The following is a 15,978-nucleotide window of genomic DNA, read 5'->3' as shown; positions in this document are numbered from 1 at the left end:
TCGCCTCGTCGAAGCAGCGGCCACAGATCCGCCCTTCGGGAAACGAGTACTTCACCCGCGGCACCATCTCGTGGCATCGAGGGCAGTCGACGGCGCCCGCCGCTCGAGGTCTTCCACGACCTCGACGAGGAGCAGGGGGTTCAGTCATCTCGGGTCACCCGCGCCCGCCGCGGTCGGGCCTTCGCGTCGGGTGCGTCGTACCGCGGCGCCGCGTTGACGGCCTTCGTCAGCGCCGCATCCACCGCGGTGACGGTTATCAGGTCCGCGGGCGTGCACTTGAACACGTCGCAGATTGCGGCGAGGACAGGCAGGGAGATGCGCTCGGGGCGCTGCTTAACCAGGCGCCAGATCTGGGCTGCGGACAGGTTGATGCCCCGTTCAACGAGATGGGGCGCGAGGTCCGTGGAGTTGTGCATGCCGTTGCGTGCCATCAGCTCGGCAAGGTGCCAGGTGTAATCGGTATCGCGTCTCATGAGCTTCCCGTCGTCGTTTGAAGGGCATCTCCCATCATGCCGTCCAGCACAGCCCGCAACGTGGACGTTCGGTAGTCGCTCGAGACGCCGGTGTAGATCGCCGTGGTCGAAGCGTATTCGTGTCCGACCTGCTGCTGCACGAACAGCGCATCGAAACCGTCTTCGATCAAATGTGTGATGTATGAGCGTCGCAGGGAGTGGAACGTGACTTCCTCGCCAAGTCCAATCTCGGCGCGGACCCGGCGGAACTTGGACTGCAGCGTCGCCTCCGAGACAAGCGTTGATCGCTCAGTGGGGAAGAGGTCGAGCGACTCGCCGCGGAACCGAGCACTTCGCTCTACCCATTCGGAGAGAATCTCAGACCCCCAAGGCAGGACCGCGAGCACGTTTCGTTGCTTGTAACCGCTGCCCTTCATGGCTTTGCCAAAGCGCACGTTGAGGTGCCCGTATTTGCCGAACTCCGGCGCGTAGGGGTTCCTGGTGAAATCGACGGTCTGCAGGTGGCGGACCTCGTTGATGCGGAGTCCGAACATATAGGCAGTCTTCAGCACGGTGGCGTCACGGAAGGCCGTCATCCACCCCTTGCGCCCAAGACGCGCGATTCGGTCGGCGTCGTCATCCGCCACGTCGAAGAGGGATTGGAGCTCGCCTCGAGTGAACGCGCGCCTACCTCCACCGTGCTCGACGTCCTGCACATGGCGCGCGGTGTTCCAGTCGTTGATCACTCGTACGGGATGAGTCCCGAAGAGCTCAAGGCAGCGTTCGACCCACCCATAGCCAGGGTCGCAAACGTAGTCGCAGAAGAGCTTCAGCGCGTTTTGGTAGCTACGGATTGTGGTGTGGAGGTTGTGGTGAACCGATCGACGATCGGCGAAGAACTCATCGACTGACTGCAGCGTCCAGTCCCACGGGTACGTGCCAGCGTGATCGACGAAGATCCGCACCAACCGTTCGCGCTGCTCAACCGTCTTGAGGGCGAGGCTCCGGGCAAGCTGCTGATTTCGGAAACCATGCAGCATCTCCTCGAACGTCTGCGCATCAGGGCGGAGAAGGGGGAGTCGGTGAGGGTCTACGACGAACAGGCCCCGGTCGTCAACAGTCATTCCGATCCTTTCACTAGACGCGAGAATCATGCATCAGCTGAAGGATGCGCGCAAGCAGTGGGTTCGGATCGGCGCGTCTAGACTTCGCGCGACGAGTCGCGTGGCCCGCCCGCAGGGAGCGAGCGCCCCAAATATGCCCGTAGACGAGCAAAGGTGGCTCGGGCCAGTGGTCGGAGTGGCTCGAGGCCAGGATCTTGCGTCTGGTTGGATAATACCGGGTTGAGTTGACATAATATGCATTATCGGCTCGTGGTCCTGCCTCCGGCTGGTGACATCACGGGCGTCCATGCCGCGCGAGTCGATGCACCGCATCGCAGCCGTGGATCGCACTTCCGGCTCCGTCATCCGATCCTCGGAGAGGACGAAGTGGACGCCGGTTAGGCCTGACGATGACGTCGTACGCGCATCTTCGTCGAGCACCGGTCGGAGCAGTAGGCGCGGTTGTGGCGCGGCGAGGTGTCGAGGAACGGGGTGATGCAGCCGTCTGCCCCGCACTCGTGGAGGTACCGGACCTCGCCCGTGGAGTACGCAGCGATGCTCGCGCCGATGACGCGTCCGGCGACGCGACCGACGACACCTGTCCTCGAGCTGCGGTACGTGACCGGTTCACCGAGGGCGGGGACGCGGGGGGTGATGGCGTACTCGGCCACGAGGCCGTCGAGACGAGCAGCCGCGTCCGGCGCGTGTGGGTCGAGGAGCACGGCAGCGAGCGTGTCGCGGAGTGCCCGGATCCCCTGGAGAGCCGCCGGGCCAGCGTCGCTCGTGTGCTGCCGCGTGCGGCTGCCGGGGAAGATCCGTTCGACATCCGCCATCGTCAGCAGCTCCTCCGGCCACGGCCCGATCTCCCGCGTCGCCACCAGGGCGACGGCACGGCGGAGTTCCTCGCGATCGATGGGGTGCATCTCCATGCGACCATCATCGCAGGTAACGGACGCTACGGGTAGAACCCGTTACATTCGGGGCATGACGCGCACCTCCCCGCTCCTCGCGGTCCTCCGGTCGCCAGCCTTCTGGAGGTACTCCGCCGTCGCATCGCTGATGCGCGCACCTGTCCTCATGGCCGCGGTGGCCCTGACCACGACGAGCATCCTCGTGACGGGGACCTTGGCGACGGGTGCGGCGCTGGCGGCGTGGTACGTGGTGGGCACGGTCGCGGCGACGCCGATCATGGCGCAGCTGGTCGGGTCGCTGCCGCTGCGTCAGGTGCTCCGGTGGCAGATGCTCGCCCACGCGGTCCTCTGGATCGGGATCACGGCGTGCTGGACGTACCAGGGTCCTTCCTGGGTGGCCCCGCTGCTCGCAGCGGCCGCCGGGGCGGTGATCGCAGGTAATGCGGGTGCCGTGCGCGTGTTGATGTCCGGGACCGTGCCCGCGGACGCTGCACGGGCCGCGTCCACGGTGGACGTGACCTTCCTCGACCTCCTCGTCTTCCTCGCGCCGTTGCTGGCGGCGCTCGCATCGCTCCTCCATCCGACGGCGCCGGTCGCGACGGTGGCCGTGGTGGGTCTGTCCGCGGCTGTCGCCGTCTCCCTGCTGTCGAACGACAGCTTCGCGGTCACCTCCTCGGAGCGAGGCCGCAGGAGCGCGGACCGGGGACGACTCCGGTGGGATGCTCACGGTGTGTCGTGGATCGTGTTCAGCGCATCCATCGGCCTCTACTTCGGGGCCATGGAGGTCGGAGCGCCGGCCCTCGTGGCCGTCCACGGCTTCGACGTGAGCGTCGCGTGGGTGATCTTCTTCGTGCTCTCGGTCACCAGCGTGCTCGGCGGGTGGGCGGATGCCTCCCGACCTCCAGGTGCAAGCGAGGATCGGTGGGCGCTCGTCGGCGCCGCCTCGATGTGCGTCGGATGCATGCTCGTCTCGTCGGCCGCTTCGCTCCCGTGGGCTGTCCTCGGGCTGCTCCTCAGCGGCGTTCCCGTCGCGGCTCTGCTCGGTCTGCGCTCGCACCGCATCGACATCGGCCTCCCGTCGGAACAGCGCGCCGGCTACCTCTCCTGGGCCTTCGCCGCGCAGAACGCCGGCTTCGCCCTCGCGAGCATGCTCCTCGCCCACGTCGGTCAAGCGGCGGTGCTCGTGTGCGCTGGCGTTCTCGTCCCACTCACCCTGGTCGTCGCCCTGCGCGCGAAGAGCAGCACGGAGAGCGCACCGTGCCAGGGCCCGGCTGAGTAGCTCGACGCCCGGTGGCGGATCTACGCGGAGAGGAACCGCAGGACGGCCAGCACCCGCCGGTGGTCCGCGGTCGTCGCCTCGAGCCCGAGCTTCGCGAAGACGGCCGTCACGTGCTTCTCGACCGTCCCGCCCGACAGGAACAACGTCTCCGCGATCGCAGCGTTCGACCGCCCCTCGGCCATGAGTCGCAGGACGTCGGTCTCGCGCGCGGTGAGCCGGTCGAGCCGGTCCCGGAGCGGCCGCGGTGCCTGCACCAGCGCGGCGGCGACCTCGGGATCGAGCACGACCTTGCCGGCCGCGACCTGCTGCAACGACTCGATGAAGGTGGCGACCTCGGCGACCCGGTCCTTCAGGAGGTAGCCGACGCCGACGGTCGCGACGTCGAGCAGGGTCCGCGCCCACCGGACCTCGGCGTACTGCGAGAACAGCAGCACGCCGACCTCCGGCCGCGCTGCCTTGAGAGCGACTGCGGCCCGGACACCTTCATCGGTGTGGGTCGGCGGCATCCGGATGTCCATCACGACGACGTCGACGTGCTCGGACGTGAGCGCGGGGAGGACGGCCGCACCGTCACCGACCGCCGCGACGATCTCGTGACCGCGTCCCTGCAACAACGACGCCAGTCCCTCGCGGACGATCGTGTTGTCGTCGGCGATCACGATCCTCATGCGGACCTGCCGGAGGGCATCGCGAGCCGGACCGTGGTGGGGCCGCCGGCCGGACTCTCGACCTCGAGCGTGCCGTCGACCGCTCGGAGGCGTTCGAGCAGTCCGACGAGACCGGTCCCCTGCCCGTCCGGCCGCGGCAACGAGACGTGAGCGCCTCCCACTCCGTCGTCGACGACGGTGACGACGAGCTCGGGTCCCTCCGATGCCACGTCGACCGTGGCCGCGGTGGCGCCAGCGTGCTTCGACACGTTCGTGAGCAGCTCGAGCACTCCGAAGTAGGCGATGCCCTCCACGACCGGCGACGGTCGGACGGGCAGCTCCACGTGCAACGTCACGGGGAACGGGGTGCGGGAGCACGCCGACGCAAGCCCTGCCTCGAGCCCCTCGTCGAGGACCGGCGGATGGATCCCCCGGGCCAGCGCACGCAACTCGACGAGCGCTTCCTTCGTCGAGGCGTGTGCCTGGGCGACGAGCGCGTCCACTCCGGACCCGTCGGCGTCCTGACGGTTCCGGAGCCGGTCACGGGCGTCCCCGAGCGTCATCGCCAGGCCGACCAGACGTGCCTGCGTGCCGTCGTGCAGCTCTCGCTCGATGCGGCGCAACGTCGTGTCCGCGTCCATCACGGCTGCGTCACGGGACGCGGTGACCTCGGCCAGGCGCCGCTGCCGGAGGTCGGCGCCGAGCATCGAACGGATGACCGCGCGCTGCAGGGACCCGAGGCCGTGGTTGACGGCGGGCCAGACCGCGACGAGCACGACCAGGCCGAACGCGGCGAACGCGATCTGGAGCGGGACGGTGTCGACGAACACCCCGAGGAACTGCGCACCGCGGTGCTGCAGCCCGTCCGAACCCGTCTGCTCCGGGAGGAAGCGGCCCCAGACGCTGTGCGACAGCGCACCGACCGCGGAGACGAGCACCGAGACCGAGGTGGCGAAGGACACCGTCGTGACGACGAAGCCGACCACCAGGTACGCGAACGCCCTCCACGTCGAGCCGTCCGTCAGTCGCGTGGTCGCCCGTGCCAACGGGCCTCCGCGAGGCTGACGCATCGTCGGCGCGACCACCTCTTGCCCCAGCAGCGCAGCCGACATCCGCCGGGTGACCGCAGCGAACCACGCGGAACCCCCGACGAGGAACGCCGTGACGATCAGACCGAACCACGTGACCGCCGACGGAACGCCGACACCGACCGCCAGGGCGAACCACGTCACCGCCCCGATCGCGATCGGCAGGTGCGCGGCATGGAACGCGAACTGCCGCCAGGTCGATGCTGCGAACAATCCGGAGACGAACCGGAACCGGGGAACTACGGTGCGTTGCGGGACGAGAACAGTGGTTCGGGACATGAGACCTCTTCGTGGGAACCGGGAGTGTGCTGCGCTGTTCCCAGCTTCGGGGAACGCGGGCGTTCGCGGGACCAGGCAGGCCCTCCGTCTGCTGGGGGGAAACCCGAACGGGGGGCGCCGCGGCACGCGGTCAGCGCGCACGGGTCGTCAGGTCGCGGAGCAGCAGTCCGACGAGATCGCGTCGCGATCCGATCGGGCCGCATCCCGAGCAGCGCAGGAGTGCTCCCGGTCACGTCAGAGCGCGCGCCGGGACGAGCTCGGCGGTCGCGCCGCTCCCACCGGACAGGACCGTCTGCAGCAGCGCACCGGCGAGCCGGACTCCCCCAACCGTGTCGTCGCGGTCGTCCGATCCGCACGGTCGGATCGCCGCGTACTCCGCACGACCTCGTGGTCGCGGCATCTCGGTCCCGCGGTGCGACCGGGACCACGTCGCGAAGGTCACTCATGAGTCTCATCGTCGCAGACACGGCGCGGCGAGGCAGCACACCGGTCAGCCTCCGACGAGGACGAGGTCGAGGACGGTGCCGGACCACCCGTGGCGACGACCGACGTGCCCCACGACGTCGGCGCTGTCGCGTGGAGCCCGGAGGCGCACGACCTGCCGCCGTACAGATGTCCCGGTCGCACGACATGCCGCTCACGAACATCGTGAGCGGCATGTCGTGCGACCTGCATGGGGCGACCCGGACGACCGGTGGGCCGTCGGTCACGAACGCCGGATCGTCGGCGCACAAGAACCAGTGCGCACGAGTCGGCGCGGGGCGGTCGGCCCCTCGGAGTCAGTGCTCGGGCGTCTCGTCTCCGGTCGGCACGTCGTCGGCGTCGATCTCGAGGGCCGCGTCCTCGCGGCCGTCCTCCTCGACCTCGGGGCGGTCGGTGTCCGGCTGCTCCGGCGCGTCTGCCTGGGTGGTCTCTTCTGCGGGGTCCGGCTGGCTGTACGTCATGGCGCGGACGCTACTCGGACCGTGCTGGGACGGTCTCGACGACGGTGCGGCGGACGTCGGAGACCGGACAGACGGACGGGAGGCGCGTGGCGGACCCGCCACGCGCCTCCCGTCCGGTGTGCGACTACTGGTTGTTCATGTACGACACGGCGGCCATCGCGCCGATGATCATGAAGATGATCGCGATGACGATGCCGATGACGCTCAGGACGATGCCCGCGAGCACCATGCCACGGCTCAGGCCGCGGCGACGCGCCACGAAGCCCAGGACGAGACCGACGATGCCGGCGATCAGCCCGATGATCGAGAACAGGAAGCCGAAGACGACGGCGACGATGCCGAGCACCAGCGAGCCGACGGCGAGGCCGTTGCCGCCGTTCGTCGCGGGAGCCGCGCCGGGCGTGTTCGGTGCCGGCGGGAAACCGTTCGTGGACATTGAAGCTCCTCGTGTCAAGGCCGCTGGCACGGGTTGCGTGCGGCCGTCTGCGCACACGCTATGCGATACCTGCGAATTCCGTTCGCATGCGCCCGTCGCAGGCGTGGCGGTCTTGTCGGGTCGGTCAGACCACCCGGTGCTGCCGGACGAGCTGCGGGAGTTCCGCCGGTTCGAAGGGCTCGTCGGTCGCGTCGAGCTCCTCGGCCGTCCACCAGCGGGACGCGAGGATGTCGACGCGCTCGTCGTCCGTCCACTCGGTGTCGGAGAGCTCGAACCCGGGCGTCCGGACGACGTAGAACTCGGCGTGGCCCCGGTCGTGGTCGGCAAGGTCCCACTCCACGGTGAAGTCCCACGACCACACCGGCTCCCCCGGATCGTCGACGACGATGCCGGTCTCCTCACGGAGCTCCCGGACAGCGGCGTCACGGTGCGACTCCCCCGGGTCCACGCCGCCGCCCGGAGTGATCCACCGGTGGGACCCGTCGGACGACGGCGACCGCGTGTCCATGAGGAACACGCGGCCGTCGGGGTCGAGCAGGAGGATGCGGGACGTCAGTCGCAGGCCGGGCTTCGCTGTCACGCGCCCGAGGCTACCGGTCGTCCCGTGGCGCTGGTCAGGCCGTGAAGCCGCTCGTGTCGCCGACGAGCTTCGTGTGGTCGGCCGGGATCGGCTCGACGGCGGCGAGGGCGATCTCCGCCGCGAACTCGGACACGCTGTAGAGCTTGCCGACCTCCTGGCGACGACCCTCGATCGCGCCGGGGTTCAGGCGGTTGAGCAGGGTCGCCGTGATGGTGCCCTCGATCATGTCGCCGGAGACGGTGACGAACTCGATGCCGGCGGCCTCGAGCTGCGGGATGAGCTCGCGCAGGGCGAGTTCACCGGCGCGCTTGCTCTTCGCGACGGGCACGTACTCGTCCATGGTCTCGGCGGTCTCGACGAAGTGGGCCTGGTGGCTGGTCACGAAGACGACGCGCGATCCGGCCGGCATGTGCGGCACGGCGGTCTGCAGCATGTCGACCTGCGCGTCGCGGTTCAGGCGGAGTGCGTAGTCCTCCCCCAGGTCGGCCTCCATGCCGCCCGAGGCGTTCAGCACGAGCAGGTCGATGCCGCCCCACTCGGCGACGACGCGGTCGACCATCGCCTGGACCGAGTCGTGGTCGGTCAGGTCGGCTCCCACGGCGATCGCGGAGCCACCGGCAGCGACGACCTTCTCGACGATCTGCTCGGCGCGCCGGGCCTTGTTGCGGTAGTTCACGACGACCTTCGCGCCGGCCTCCGCCAGGTAGCCGACGGTGTCGGCGCCGATGCCGCGCGACGAGCCGGTGACGAGGGCGCGCTTGTCGGCGAGGGATCCGGGGGCGAGGGGGTTGCTCACAGTCGTGTTCTCCAGGTCGCTGCTGTGGCCGGTTCGGCCGCGCACGAGCCTACCAACCGCCCGTGTCGGCACCGTCGACGACCTCCTCGGTCGCGCGGACCCGAGCGTTACCCGATATGTTGAACGGAGTTGGACCGGCCGTCGCGACGCTGCACGCCGGAGCGCGCGATGCGAGGGAGGGAGTTCGCGTGAACATCGACTGGATCCAGACCGTCGTCTGGATCGGACTGACACTGCTGTTGGGTGTGGTCGAGATCTTCACCCTCGACTTCATCTTCCTGATGCTCGCCGCGGGAGCTGCCGGAGGGCTGATCGCCGCGCTGCTCGGCGCCCCGTGGTGGCTCTCGGCGATCATCGCGGCCGTCGTGGCCCTCGTGCTGCTGTCGCTCGTCCGTCCGCGGCTGCTCGTGGCGCTCGGCCGGAACGCCGACCCGCACCGCACCAACATCGAGGGGCTGATCGGCCTGCGCGGCACCGTTGCCGTGGCCTTCACGTCGTCGTCGCCCGGGCAGGTCCGTCTCGCGAACGGCGAGACCTGGAGCGCCCGGCTCGCCGCTGGCTCCCCCGACCGCACACCGCCGCTCGGCACCCCCGTGGTCGTCGAGTCGATCGAGGGGTCGACCGCGGTCGTCCGCCTCGGAGAAAGGGCCACCTCGTGACCATCTCAGCCGGGACGATCGCCCTGATCGTCCTCGTCCTCGTCGTCGTGATCTTCGTGATCGTCGTCCTGTCCCGCGCGATCCGCATCGTGCCGCAGGCGACGGCCGGGATCGTCGAACGCCTCGGCAAGTACCACAAGACCCTCAGCCCGGGGCTCAACATCCTGGTGCCGTTCATCGACCGACTCCGCCCGCTCATCGACATGCGCGAGCAGGTCGTGTCCTTCCCGCCGCAGCCGGTGATCACCGAGGACAACCTGGTGGTGTCGATCGACACCGTCGTCTACTTCCAGGTGACCGACGCACGCGCCGCGACCTACGAGATCGCGAACTACCTGGGCGCGGTCGAGCAGCTCACCACGACCACGCTCCGCAACGTCGTCGGTGGCCTCAACCTCGAGGAGGCGCTGACGAGCCGCGACAACATCAACGGCCAGCTGCGCGTCGTCCTCGACGAGGCGACCGGCAAGTGGGGCATCCGGGTCGGTCGCGTCGAGCTCAAGGCGATCGAGCCGCCCGTGTCGATCCAGGACGCCATGGAGCAGCAGCTCCGTGCCGAGCGGAGCCGTCGTGCCGCGATCCTGCAGGCCGAGGGCACGAAGCAGTCGCAGATCCTCGAGGCCGAGGGTCAGCGGCAGGCCGCGATCCTCGCCGCCGAGGGTGACGCGAAGGCCCAGGTGCTCCGCGCCGAGGGTGAGGCGCAGGCCATCGCGACCGTGTTCGAGGCGATCCACACGGGTGACCCGGACGACAAGCTGCTGTCGTACCAGTACCTGCAGACCCTGCCGAAGATCGCCGAGGGCACCGCGAACAAGCTGTGGATGATCCCGAGCGAGTTCACGGACGCGCTGTCCGGGATCGCCAAGGGCTTCACCGCCGGTCGCACCGGCAGCGGTCCCGTCGCCGGAGCCGGCGGCACGGACTTCCTGTCCCGCATCTCGAAGCTCGCCAACGAGAGCCTGGCGAACACCGCGACGGCGGACGGCGCCGCAGCGGCGAACCCGCGGCCGAACGCCACGGCCGCGGACATCGTGCCGGACGCAGCGCTCGACGAGCGACTCGCCGAGTCCGACCGCAGCGTCGACGCGCACCTCGCGGCCGCGGACGACGCCTCGCAGGCGGACCTCGACGGCGGACAGCAGCGTTCGGGCGACGACCAGCAGCGCGCACAGTAGCCCGAGCCACGACACGACGACGCCCGCCCCGGGATCCCGGGGCGGGCGTCGTCGTCGTGTACGGGAGCTGCGGTTCAGGCGCCGCGTCGTGCGCGCAGGAACGCCAGGCGCTCCTCGAGCAGTTCCTCGAGCTCCTCGCGCGAGCGTCGCTCGAGCAGCATGTCCCAGTGGGTCCTCGGCGCCTTGACGTCCTCAGCAGCGACCTCGACGGGGATCCCGTCGTCGCCGAGCAGTCGTCCTTCGCGCCCCGTCCGGGGTTCCGACCACGTCTGCGGTACGTCGGCCTCGGCGGAGAAGACGACGTCGAACGTCTCCCCCGACGGGGTCTGGTACACCGCGCGCTTCCGGTCGGAGAGCTCGACGCCCTCCTCGCTCTGGAGACTCTGGCTCCCGAGCCGCATCCCGCGGAGACTCCGATCAGCCATGTGTGTGCTCCTCTCGCTCGTCTGCCGTCCTCAACACTGTCCCACGCGGGTTGCATCCCGATGGGGCGCATTCACAGAGCGTTCCCAGTGGGAGATCGCGGTGTTCAGGAAGCGCGGCGACGAGGACGAGCGGAACGGCGGCCCCAGGGCGCGCAGGCGAGCAGTGCGAGGAGGCTCCCGAGCGACACGAGGAGGGTCACGGAACCGGAGACGACCGTCGCGGGCGTCGTACCGGTCCCGAGCGGCACGTCGGTGATCATCGAGGTCGCGGTGTACTCCGGGACCCGGTCGATGGTCCGTCCCGACGGGTCGATGACCTGCGAGGCACCGACCGTGGAGATGTTGACGAGCGACCGGCCGGTCTCGACAGCCCGGAGCCGGGCGATCTCGAGCTGCTGCAGGTTCTCGTCGGTGCCGGAGAAGTCGGCGTTGTTCGTCTGCGCGAGGATGACCTGCGCTCCCCCGCGCGCCATGTCCGACGTGAGGCCGTCGTCGACGATGTCGAAGCAGACGGCGATCCCGGCCTTGATGCCCGCGACGTCGAGGACGTTCGGCTTCGTGCCCGGCGTGTAGTCGCGCTGCAGGAGCCCGATGAGCGACGGTGCGAGCTTCGAGAAGAACCAGCGGTCGGGCACGTACTCGCCGAAGGGGACGGGACGTTTCTTGTCGTAGGACGACTGCCAGCCGTCGGCGGTCCAGACGAACGAGGTGTTGTGCAGCACCCCGCTCGGCGTCTGCGTGATCGCCCCCGCGACGAGGGGCGCCCCGACGGTGTCCACCACGGCGTCGAGTGCGTCCGCGACGGTCGTGAACTGCCGCGGGTCGGCCTCGGCGGCGGCCTCGGGCCAGACGACCAGGTCGACGCCGCGCGCCTCGACGTCGGTCGCGGCGACCTGCGCGGCCAGGACCTCGCCCGGCTGTGCCCCGTCGAAGTACCCGGCCGGACCGTTCCCCTGCACGGACTCGACGCGGATGCTCCCGTCGACGCGGGTCGGCCAGGCGGGCACGGCCAGGACCACGGCGACCAGGAGCCCTGCGGCCACGACGCGGACGGGTGCGCCGAGGACGGCGCCGGGTGCCCGCGGCACGACGAGCGCGAGCGAGAGCACGACGGCGACGCAGTAGACGACGACGAAGGTCACGCCGAGCACACCCACGTACGCGGCGAGGTGCGTGAACGGACCCTGCGACTGGGACAGTCCGACACGGCCCCACGCGAAGCCCTCGTACGGCCAGCTCCCGGAGAACCACTCGCGTCCGGTCCACAGGCCTGCGACGACGGCCGGGAGGCCCCACACCCGCCAGGCGGTCGAGGGCAGGACGCGCGCGACCCACCGGTACGCGAGGGCGATCGCCACGCTACCGAGCGCGAAGTACGCGGCTTCGAACAGCGCGAGCGCCAGCCACGGGACCGGCCCGAGGTACCGTCCGGCCCACGAGATCGCGGGCAGCCAGAACGCGGCACCGGCCACGTACCCGAGCCAGGCTGCGCGACGGGCGCGCTGCCCCATGGCGGCGAGCAGCATGCAGGCCATCGCTGGGTAGGCGAGGAACCACCACCCCGGCGACGGGAACGACAGGGCGAACAGCAGGCCGCCGACGACCGCGAGCGGGAGCGCGAGCCGCAGCGGCAGCGCGGCGAACTCGTCGCGTCGGCCGTCCGGCAGGACGCCGTGCCCGGACCCGGATCGCGGCGTCGTCCGCGAGGTCCGGTGGGTGACGCCGCGGCGCGGGGTGGGGCCGCCGGCCTGCGGACGCGTGGCTGCGTCGGGGACGTGCACCGGGCCTCCCGTCAGACCGTCGCGTAGGCGACGATGCCGCGGCGGACCGCGTCGGTCGCGCGCCGCGCGGTCTGGGCGAGCTCGTCGTCACCGGCGTTCCGGACCTGGTCGAGCAGGTCGATCACCTGCTTCGACCAGCGCACGAAGTCACCGGCGGGCATGTCGAGGGTCCGGAGCACGTCGTCGAGCGCTGAGCCGGACGCCCACCGGAACATGCCGACGGACATGGCCGGGGTCGGCGGCTGGGAGCCGGCGAGCCGGGCGTCCCGCTCGATGTCGTCGAGGCGGGCCCAGATGGTCAGGGTCTCGTCGAGCGCCGGCCGGAACGCGCCGCGGGGCAGGGCGTGCTCGGTGCCGGGGGCGTCCTCGCGGCGGGGCTGGTAGACGATCGTCGCGGCCATCGCGGCGAGCTGCGCAGGGGTCAGTTCCTTCCAGACGCCGGCCTCGAGGCACTCGGCGACGAGCAGGTCACGCTCGCCGTAGATCCGCTGCAGGCGGCGCCCGCCGGCGGCGACGGTGGCTTCGCCGTCCCCGGTCGCGACCAGGTAGCCGAGCTGCAGGAGCACGTCCGTGACGCGGTCGAACGTCGTCGCGACGGCACCGGTGCGGGAACGGATCTGCTGCACGAGCTTGTCGTTGGCGCGCTTGAGCTTGTACCAGCGCTCGGCCCAGCGGGCGTGCGCCTCGCGGTCCGGGCAGGCGTGGCAGGGGTGCCGCTGCATCTGCCGACGGACCTCGGTGATCGCCGCCTGGCGCTCCTGACGGGCGCCGTGCGAGGCCTCGCGCCCGCCGGGGACGTTCGTGCGCTCGAGGTCGGACAGGCGACGACGGAGCGCGGCGTACTCGGTGAAGTCGCCGAGGTGGCACTCCATCGCCCGCTGGTACCCGTCGAGGGACTCCTGCTGCGACCGCACCTTGCGCGCGAGGTCGACGACGGAACGGTCCGCCTGGAACTGCGCGAACGAGGTCTCGAGGACCTCGCGCGTGCGCTGCCGCCCGAACTGCTCGATGAGGTTCACGGCCATGTTGTACGTCGGCTTGAAGGACGAGTTGAGCGGGTACGTCCGACGGCTCGCCAGCGACGCGACGGCCTGCGGGTCGAGGCCGTCCGACCACTGGATGACCGAGTGCCCCTCGACGTCGATGCCACGGCGTCCGGCACGACCGGTGAGCTGCGTGTACTCCCCCGGCGTGATCGGCACCCGGGCCTCGCCGTTGAACTTCTCGAGCTTCTCGAGCACCACCGTGCGCGCCGGCATGTTCACGCCGAGTGCCAGGGTCTCCGTCGCGAACACGACCTTGAGGAGCTTGCGCTGGAAGAGGTCCTCGACGACTTCCTTGAAGGCGGGCAGGAGCCCCGCGTGGTGCGCGGCGACGCCCCGCTCGAGCCCCTCGAGCCACTCCCAGTAGCCGAGCACGGCGAGGTCCTCGTCGAGCAGGGTCCGGCAGTGGTACTCGGCCGTCTCGCGGATCTCGTTGCGCTCGTCGGCGGTCGTCAGCGAGATGCCGGACCGCAGGACCTGACGGACCCCCTGGTCGCAGCCGTTGCGGCTGAAGACGAAGAAGATCGCGGGCAGGAGCATCCGCTCGTCGAGCACCTTCGCGATCTGTTCGCGGTACATCTTCTCGGTGCGCGGCCCCCGGCGCTCGGGGTAGCCGCCGCGACCGCGACGACCGCGGTGACCGCCGCCGTGCCGCTCGCTGCGCGAGGCGCCGCCGACCAGCCGGAGCAGCTCCGGGTTCACGCGGTTCGTCGCGGCGGCACCGCTCGAGTCGAACAGGTCGACCATCTTCGACCCGACGAGCACGTGCTGCTCGAGCGGGACCGGTCGGTCCTCGGACACGATGACGTCGGTGTCGCCTCGGACGGTCTGCAACCAGTCGCCGAACTCCTCGGCGTTCGACACCGTCGCGCTGAGCGACACGAGCCGGACCTCGGTCGGCAGGTGCAGGATCACTTCTTCCCACACCGCGCCGCGGAAGCGGTCGGCCAGGTAGTGGACCTCGTCGAGGACGACCCACGCCAGGTCGTCGAGCAGGTCGGAGTCCGCGTAGATCATGTTCCGGAGCACCTCGGTCGTCATCACGACGACACGGGCCCGCGGGTTGACGTTCGTGTCGCCGGTGAGGAGCCCGACCTCGGACTCGCCGTAGTCGGCCACGAGCTCGTTGTACTTCTGGTTGCTCAGCGCCTTCATCGGCGTCGTGTAGAACACCTTCGCCGTCGGCTGCCGCATCGCGAGCCAGATCGCGAACTCGGCCACGATCGTCTTGCCGGCACCGGTCGGTGCGGCGACCAGGACGCTCCGGCCATGGTCGAGGGCGTCGCAGCCGGCGACCTGGAACGGGTCGAGGTCGAAGCGCAGGTCGGAACGGAACAGCTCGAGGTTGCGCGAGCGGTTCCGGACCTTCGCCGCCTGGTAGCGCTCGGCGGCAGTGGGTCCGGGTGTCATCAGCGTGCGTACTCCTCGTCGAGCTTCGCCTGCTGCTTCGCCAGCCGGCGGTCGTGGAGCCAGGTCACGAGACACGCTGCTGCGTAGAGCACCGTCATCGGGATCGCCAGCAGGAACATCGAGATGACGTCGGCCGACGGGGTGACGATCGCGCAGAACACCAGGATGCACACGATCGCGACGCGCCACGACTTGATGATCGAGCTGGCCGACAGCACCCCGACGAAGTTCAGCAGGACGAGGAACACCGGCAGCACGAACGCGATGCCGACGGCCACGATGAGCTTGATGACGAAGTCGTAGTACGCCTTCGCGTCGACGATCGACGTGTCCTGCGACGACACGAAGCTGCCGAGGATCCCCACGATGTGCGGCAGGACGTACCAGCCGAACCAGCACCCGGCGAAGAACAGCGGGATCGCGGTGCCCAGGAACCCGAACACGTACTGCTTCTCGCGCCGGACCAGCGCCGGGACGATGAACGCCCACACCTGGTACAGCCACACGGGGCTCGAGATGACGACGCCGATCGTGATCGCGATCTGCAGCCGCAGGTCGAACGCCCCGGTGATCTGGGGGAAGTTCAGCTCGGCGGTGTGGCCGCCGACCTCGGCCAGCTGGGTGACCGGCTGCCGCAGGGCGTCGAGGACGAACGGGGTGAGGAACCACCCGCCGATCGCGCACACCGCGACCGCGAGGACGGCCTTGAAGAGACGGTTCCGCAGCTCGATCAGGTGCTGCCCGAGCGACATGCGACCCTCGGTGTCCTTCTTCGGACGGCCTGGTCGCCCCGCTCGCCCGCTCGCGGTCGTCGAAGCCATGGCCCGATCCTACGGGACCGGGACCGACAGTCGGGCCGTCGGCGGCGGACCCACAGGAGGACCGTCGGACGGGAGGCGCGGCTCGGGCCCGCCCCGCGCCTCCCGTCCGGCGGCGGTCGCCCGGGGGAGGGCGGTCGCGGTCACGGCGG

At 70.1% G+C, this 15,978-nt stretch carries 16 protein-coding genes; 3 read left to right on the top strand and 13 right to left on the bottom strand.

All coding sequences use genetic code 11. The features are described 5' to 3' along the window. Positions 1-140 precede the first annotated feature (140 nt). From D8M35_RS00720 to D8M35_RS00710, 3 genes are all read right to left on the bottom strand, one after another. Positions 141-473, bottom strand: a complete 333-nt coding sequence (locus D8M35_RS00720; RefSeq protein WP_126890077.1) for a helix-turn-helix transcriptional regulator — start codon at positions 471-473, stop codon at positions 141-143. Then, positions 470-1,576 (bottom strand): site-specific integrase, encoded by a 1,107-nt coding sequence (locus D8M35_RS00715; protein ID WP_126890076.1) that lies wholly within the window; start codon positions 1,574-1,576, stop codon positions 470-472. Before D8M35_RS00715 ends, D8M35_RS00720 begins: the two co-directional genes overlap by 4 nt. Before the next feature lie 377 nt (positions 1,577-1,953). Further along, positions 1,954-2,484, bottom strand: a complete 531-nt coding sequence (locus D8M35_RS00710; protein WP_126890075.1) for a CGNR zinc finger domain-containing protein — start codon at positions 2,482-2,484, stop codon at positions 1,954-1,956. A gap of 55 nt (positions 2,485-2,539) precedes the next feature. Here D8M35_RS00710 and D8M35_RS00705 point away from each other — a divergent pair, with 55 nt between their 5' ends. Continuing rightward, the gene (locus D8M35_RS00705; RefSeq protein WP_126890074.1) at positions 2,540-3,745 is read left to right on the top strand and encodes a hypothetical protein; all 1,206 of its coding nucleotides are present in this window, start codon (positions 2,540-2,542) and stop codon (positions 3,743-3,745) included. A gap of 20 nt (positions 3,746-3,765) precedes the next feature. On the opposite strand, the gene D8M35_RS00700 is transcribed toward D8M35_RS00705, so the two are convergent. The 6 genes from D8M35_RS00700 to D8M35_RS00680 all read right to left on the bottom strand — a co-directional run bounded on the left by D8M35_RS00700 (position 3,766) and on the right by D8M35_RS00680 (position 8,515). Beyond that, positions 3,766-4,413, bottom strand: coding sequence for a response regulator transcription factor (locus D8M35_RS00700; RefSeq protein WP_126890073.1), 648 nt, complete (start codon positions 4,411-4,413; stop codon positions 3,766-3,768). Continuing rightward, complete coding sequence (locus D8M35_RS00695) at positions 4,410-5,693, bottom strand: sensor histidine kinase (protein ID WP_161972542.1); 1,284 nt, start codon at positions 5,691-5,693, stop codon at positions 4,410-4,412. The genes D8M35_RS00700 and D8M35_RS00695 overlap by 4 nt, the downstream gene beginning before the upstream one ends. Positions 5,694-6,538: 845 nt before the next feature. Continuing rightward, complete coding sequence (locus D8M35_RS16285) at positions 6,539-6,703, bottom strand: hypothetical protein (RefSeq protein WP_153257417.1); 165 nt, start codon at positions 6,701-6,703, stop codon at positions 6,539-6,541. Positions 6,704-6,827: 124 nt separating this feature from the next. Continuing rightward, on the bottom strand, positions 6,828-7,139 hold the full coding sequence (locus D8M35_RS00690; RefSeq protein ID WP_126890071.1) for a DUF4190 domain-containing protein: 312 nt from the start codon (positions 7,137-7,139) through the stop codon (positions 6,828-6,830). Between the two features lie 124 nt (positions 7,140-7,263). Further along, entirely contained in the window at positions 7,264-7,719 is a 456-nt protein-coding gene (locus D8M35_RS00685) for an NUDIX hydrolase (protein WP_126890070.1), read from the bottom strand. Positions 7,720-7,753: 34 nt separating this feature from the next. Further along, positions 7,754-8,515 carry an SDR family oxidoreductase gene (locus D8M35_RS00680; RefSeq protein WP_126890069.1) on the bottom strand — a complete coding sequence of 254 codons (762 nt, stop codon included), beginning with the start codon at positions 8,513-8,515 and terminating at the stop codon, positions 7,754-7,756. Positions 8,516-8,703: 188 nt separating this feature from the next. Between D8M35_RS00680 and D8M35_RS00675 the strand changes: the two genes are divergently transcribed. Both D8M35_RS00675 and D8M35_RS00670 read left to right on the top strand, forming a co-directional pair. Next, on the top strand, positions 8,704-9,174 hold the full coding sequence (locus tag D8M35_RS00675; protein ID WP_238638036.1) for an NfeD family protein: 471 nt from the start codon (positions 8,704-8,706) through the stop codon (positions 9,172-9,174). After that, positions 9,171-10,349 (top strand): SPFH domain-containing protein, encoded by a 1,179-nt coding sequence (locus D8M35_RS00670; RefSeq protein ID WP_126890068.1) that lies wholly within the window; start codon positions 9,171-9,173, stop codon positions 10,347-10,349. Before D8M35_RS00675 ends, D8M35_RS00670 begins: the two co-directional genes overlap by 4 nt. Before the next feature lie 74 nt (positions 10,350-10,423). Here D8M35_RS00670 and D8M35_RS00665 read toward each other — a convergent pair whose 3' ends face one another. The 4 genes from D8M35_RS00665 to tatC all read right to left on the bottom strand — a co-directional run bounded on the left by D8M35_RS00665 (position 10,424) and on the right by tatC (position 15,760). Continuing rightward, complete coding sequence (locus D8M35_RS00665; RefSeq protein WP_126890067.1) at positions 10,424-10,774, bottom strand: RNA polymerase-binding protein RbpA; 351 nt, start codon at positions 10,772-10,774, stop codon at positions 10,424-10,426. 104 nt (positions 10,775-10,878) lie between these two features. Further along, a complete protein-coding gene (gene lnt, locus D8M35_RS00660; protein WP_238638035.1) occupies positions 10,879-12,555 on the bottom strand; it encodes an apolipoprotein N-acyltransferase in 1,677 nt (558 codons plus the stop codon). 11 nt (positions 12,556-12,566) lie between these two features. After that, positions 12,567-15,008 (bottom strand): RNA helicase, encoded by a 2,442-nt coding sequence (locus tag D8M35_RS00655; RefSeq protein WP_126890066.1) that lies wholly within the window; start codon positions 15,006-15,008, stop codon positions 12,567-12,569. Beyond that, positions 15,008-15,760 carry a twin-arginine translocase subunit TatC gene (gene tatC, locus D8M35_RS00650; RefSeq protein ID WP_126890124.1) on the bottom strand — a complete coding sequence of 251 codons (753 nt, stop codon included), beginning with the start codon at positions 15,758-15,760 and terminating at the stop codon, positions 15,008-15,010. Before tatC ends, D8M35_RS00655 begins: the two co-directional genes overlap by 1 nt. Between the last annotated feature and the right edge of the window lie 218 nt (positions 15,761-15,978).

Source organism: Curtobacterium sp. HSID17257, assembly GCF_003989515.1.
Taxonomy (GTDB): Bacteria; Actinomycetota; Actinomycetes; order Actinomycetales; family Microbacteriaceae; genus Curtobacterium.
The sequence above is the reverse complement of the archived record's forward strand: the minus strand, read 5'-3'. Positions and strand labels throughout refer to the sequence as shown.

What these genes read in the sequence shown, in the direction of transcription:
- D8M35_RS00720 (WP_126890077.1), bottom strand. Translation starts at nt 473, where the DNA reads ATGAGACGCGATACCGATTACACCTGGCACCTTGCCGAGCTGATGGCA.
- D8M35_RS00715 (WP_126890076.1), bottom strand. Translation starts at nt 1,576, where the DNA reads ATGACTGTTGACGACCGGGGCCTGTTCGTCGTAGACCCTCACCGACTC.
- D8M35_RS00710 (WP_126890075.1), bottom strand. Translation starts at nt 2,484, where the DNA reads ATGGAGATGCACCCCATCGATCGCGAGGAACTCCGCCGTGCCGTCGCC.
- D8M35_RS00705 (WP_126890074.1), top strand. Translation starts at nt 2,540, where the DNA reads ATGACGCGCACCTCCCCGCTCCTCGCGGTCCTCCGGTCGCCAGCCTTC.
- D8M35_RS00700 (WP_126890073.1), bottom strand. Translation starts at nt 4,413, where the DNA reads ATGAGGATCGTGATCGCCGACGACAACACGATCGTCCGCGAGGGACTG.
- D8M35_RS16285 (WP_153257417.1), bottom strand. Translation starts at nt 6,703, where the DNA reads ATGACGTACAGCCAGCCGGACCCCGCAGAAGAGACCACCCAGGCAGAC.
- D8M35_RS00690 (WP_126890071.1), bottom strand. Translation starts at nt 7,139, where the DNA reads ATGTCCACGAACGGTTTCCCGCCGGCACCGAACACGCCCGGCGCGGCT.
- D8M35_RS00665 (WP_126890067.1), bottom strand. Translation starts at nt 10,774, where the DNA reads ATGGCTGATCGGAGTCTCCGCGGGATGCGGCTCGGGAGCCAGAGTCTC.
- D8M35_RS00655 (WP_126890066.1), bottom strand. Translation starts at nt 15,008, where the DNA reads ATGACACCCGGACCCACTGCCGCCGAGCGCTACCAGGCGGCGAAGGTC.
- tatC (WP_126890124.1), bottom strand. Translation starts at nt 15,760, where the DNA reads ATGTCGCTCGGGCAGCACCTGATCGAGCTGCGGAACCGTCTCTTCAAG.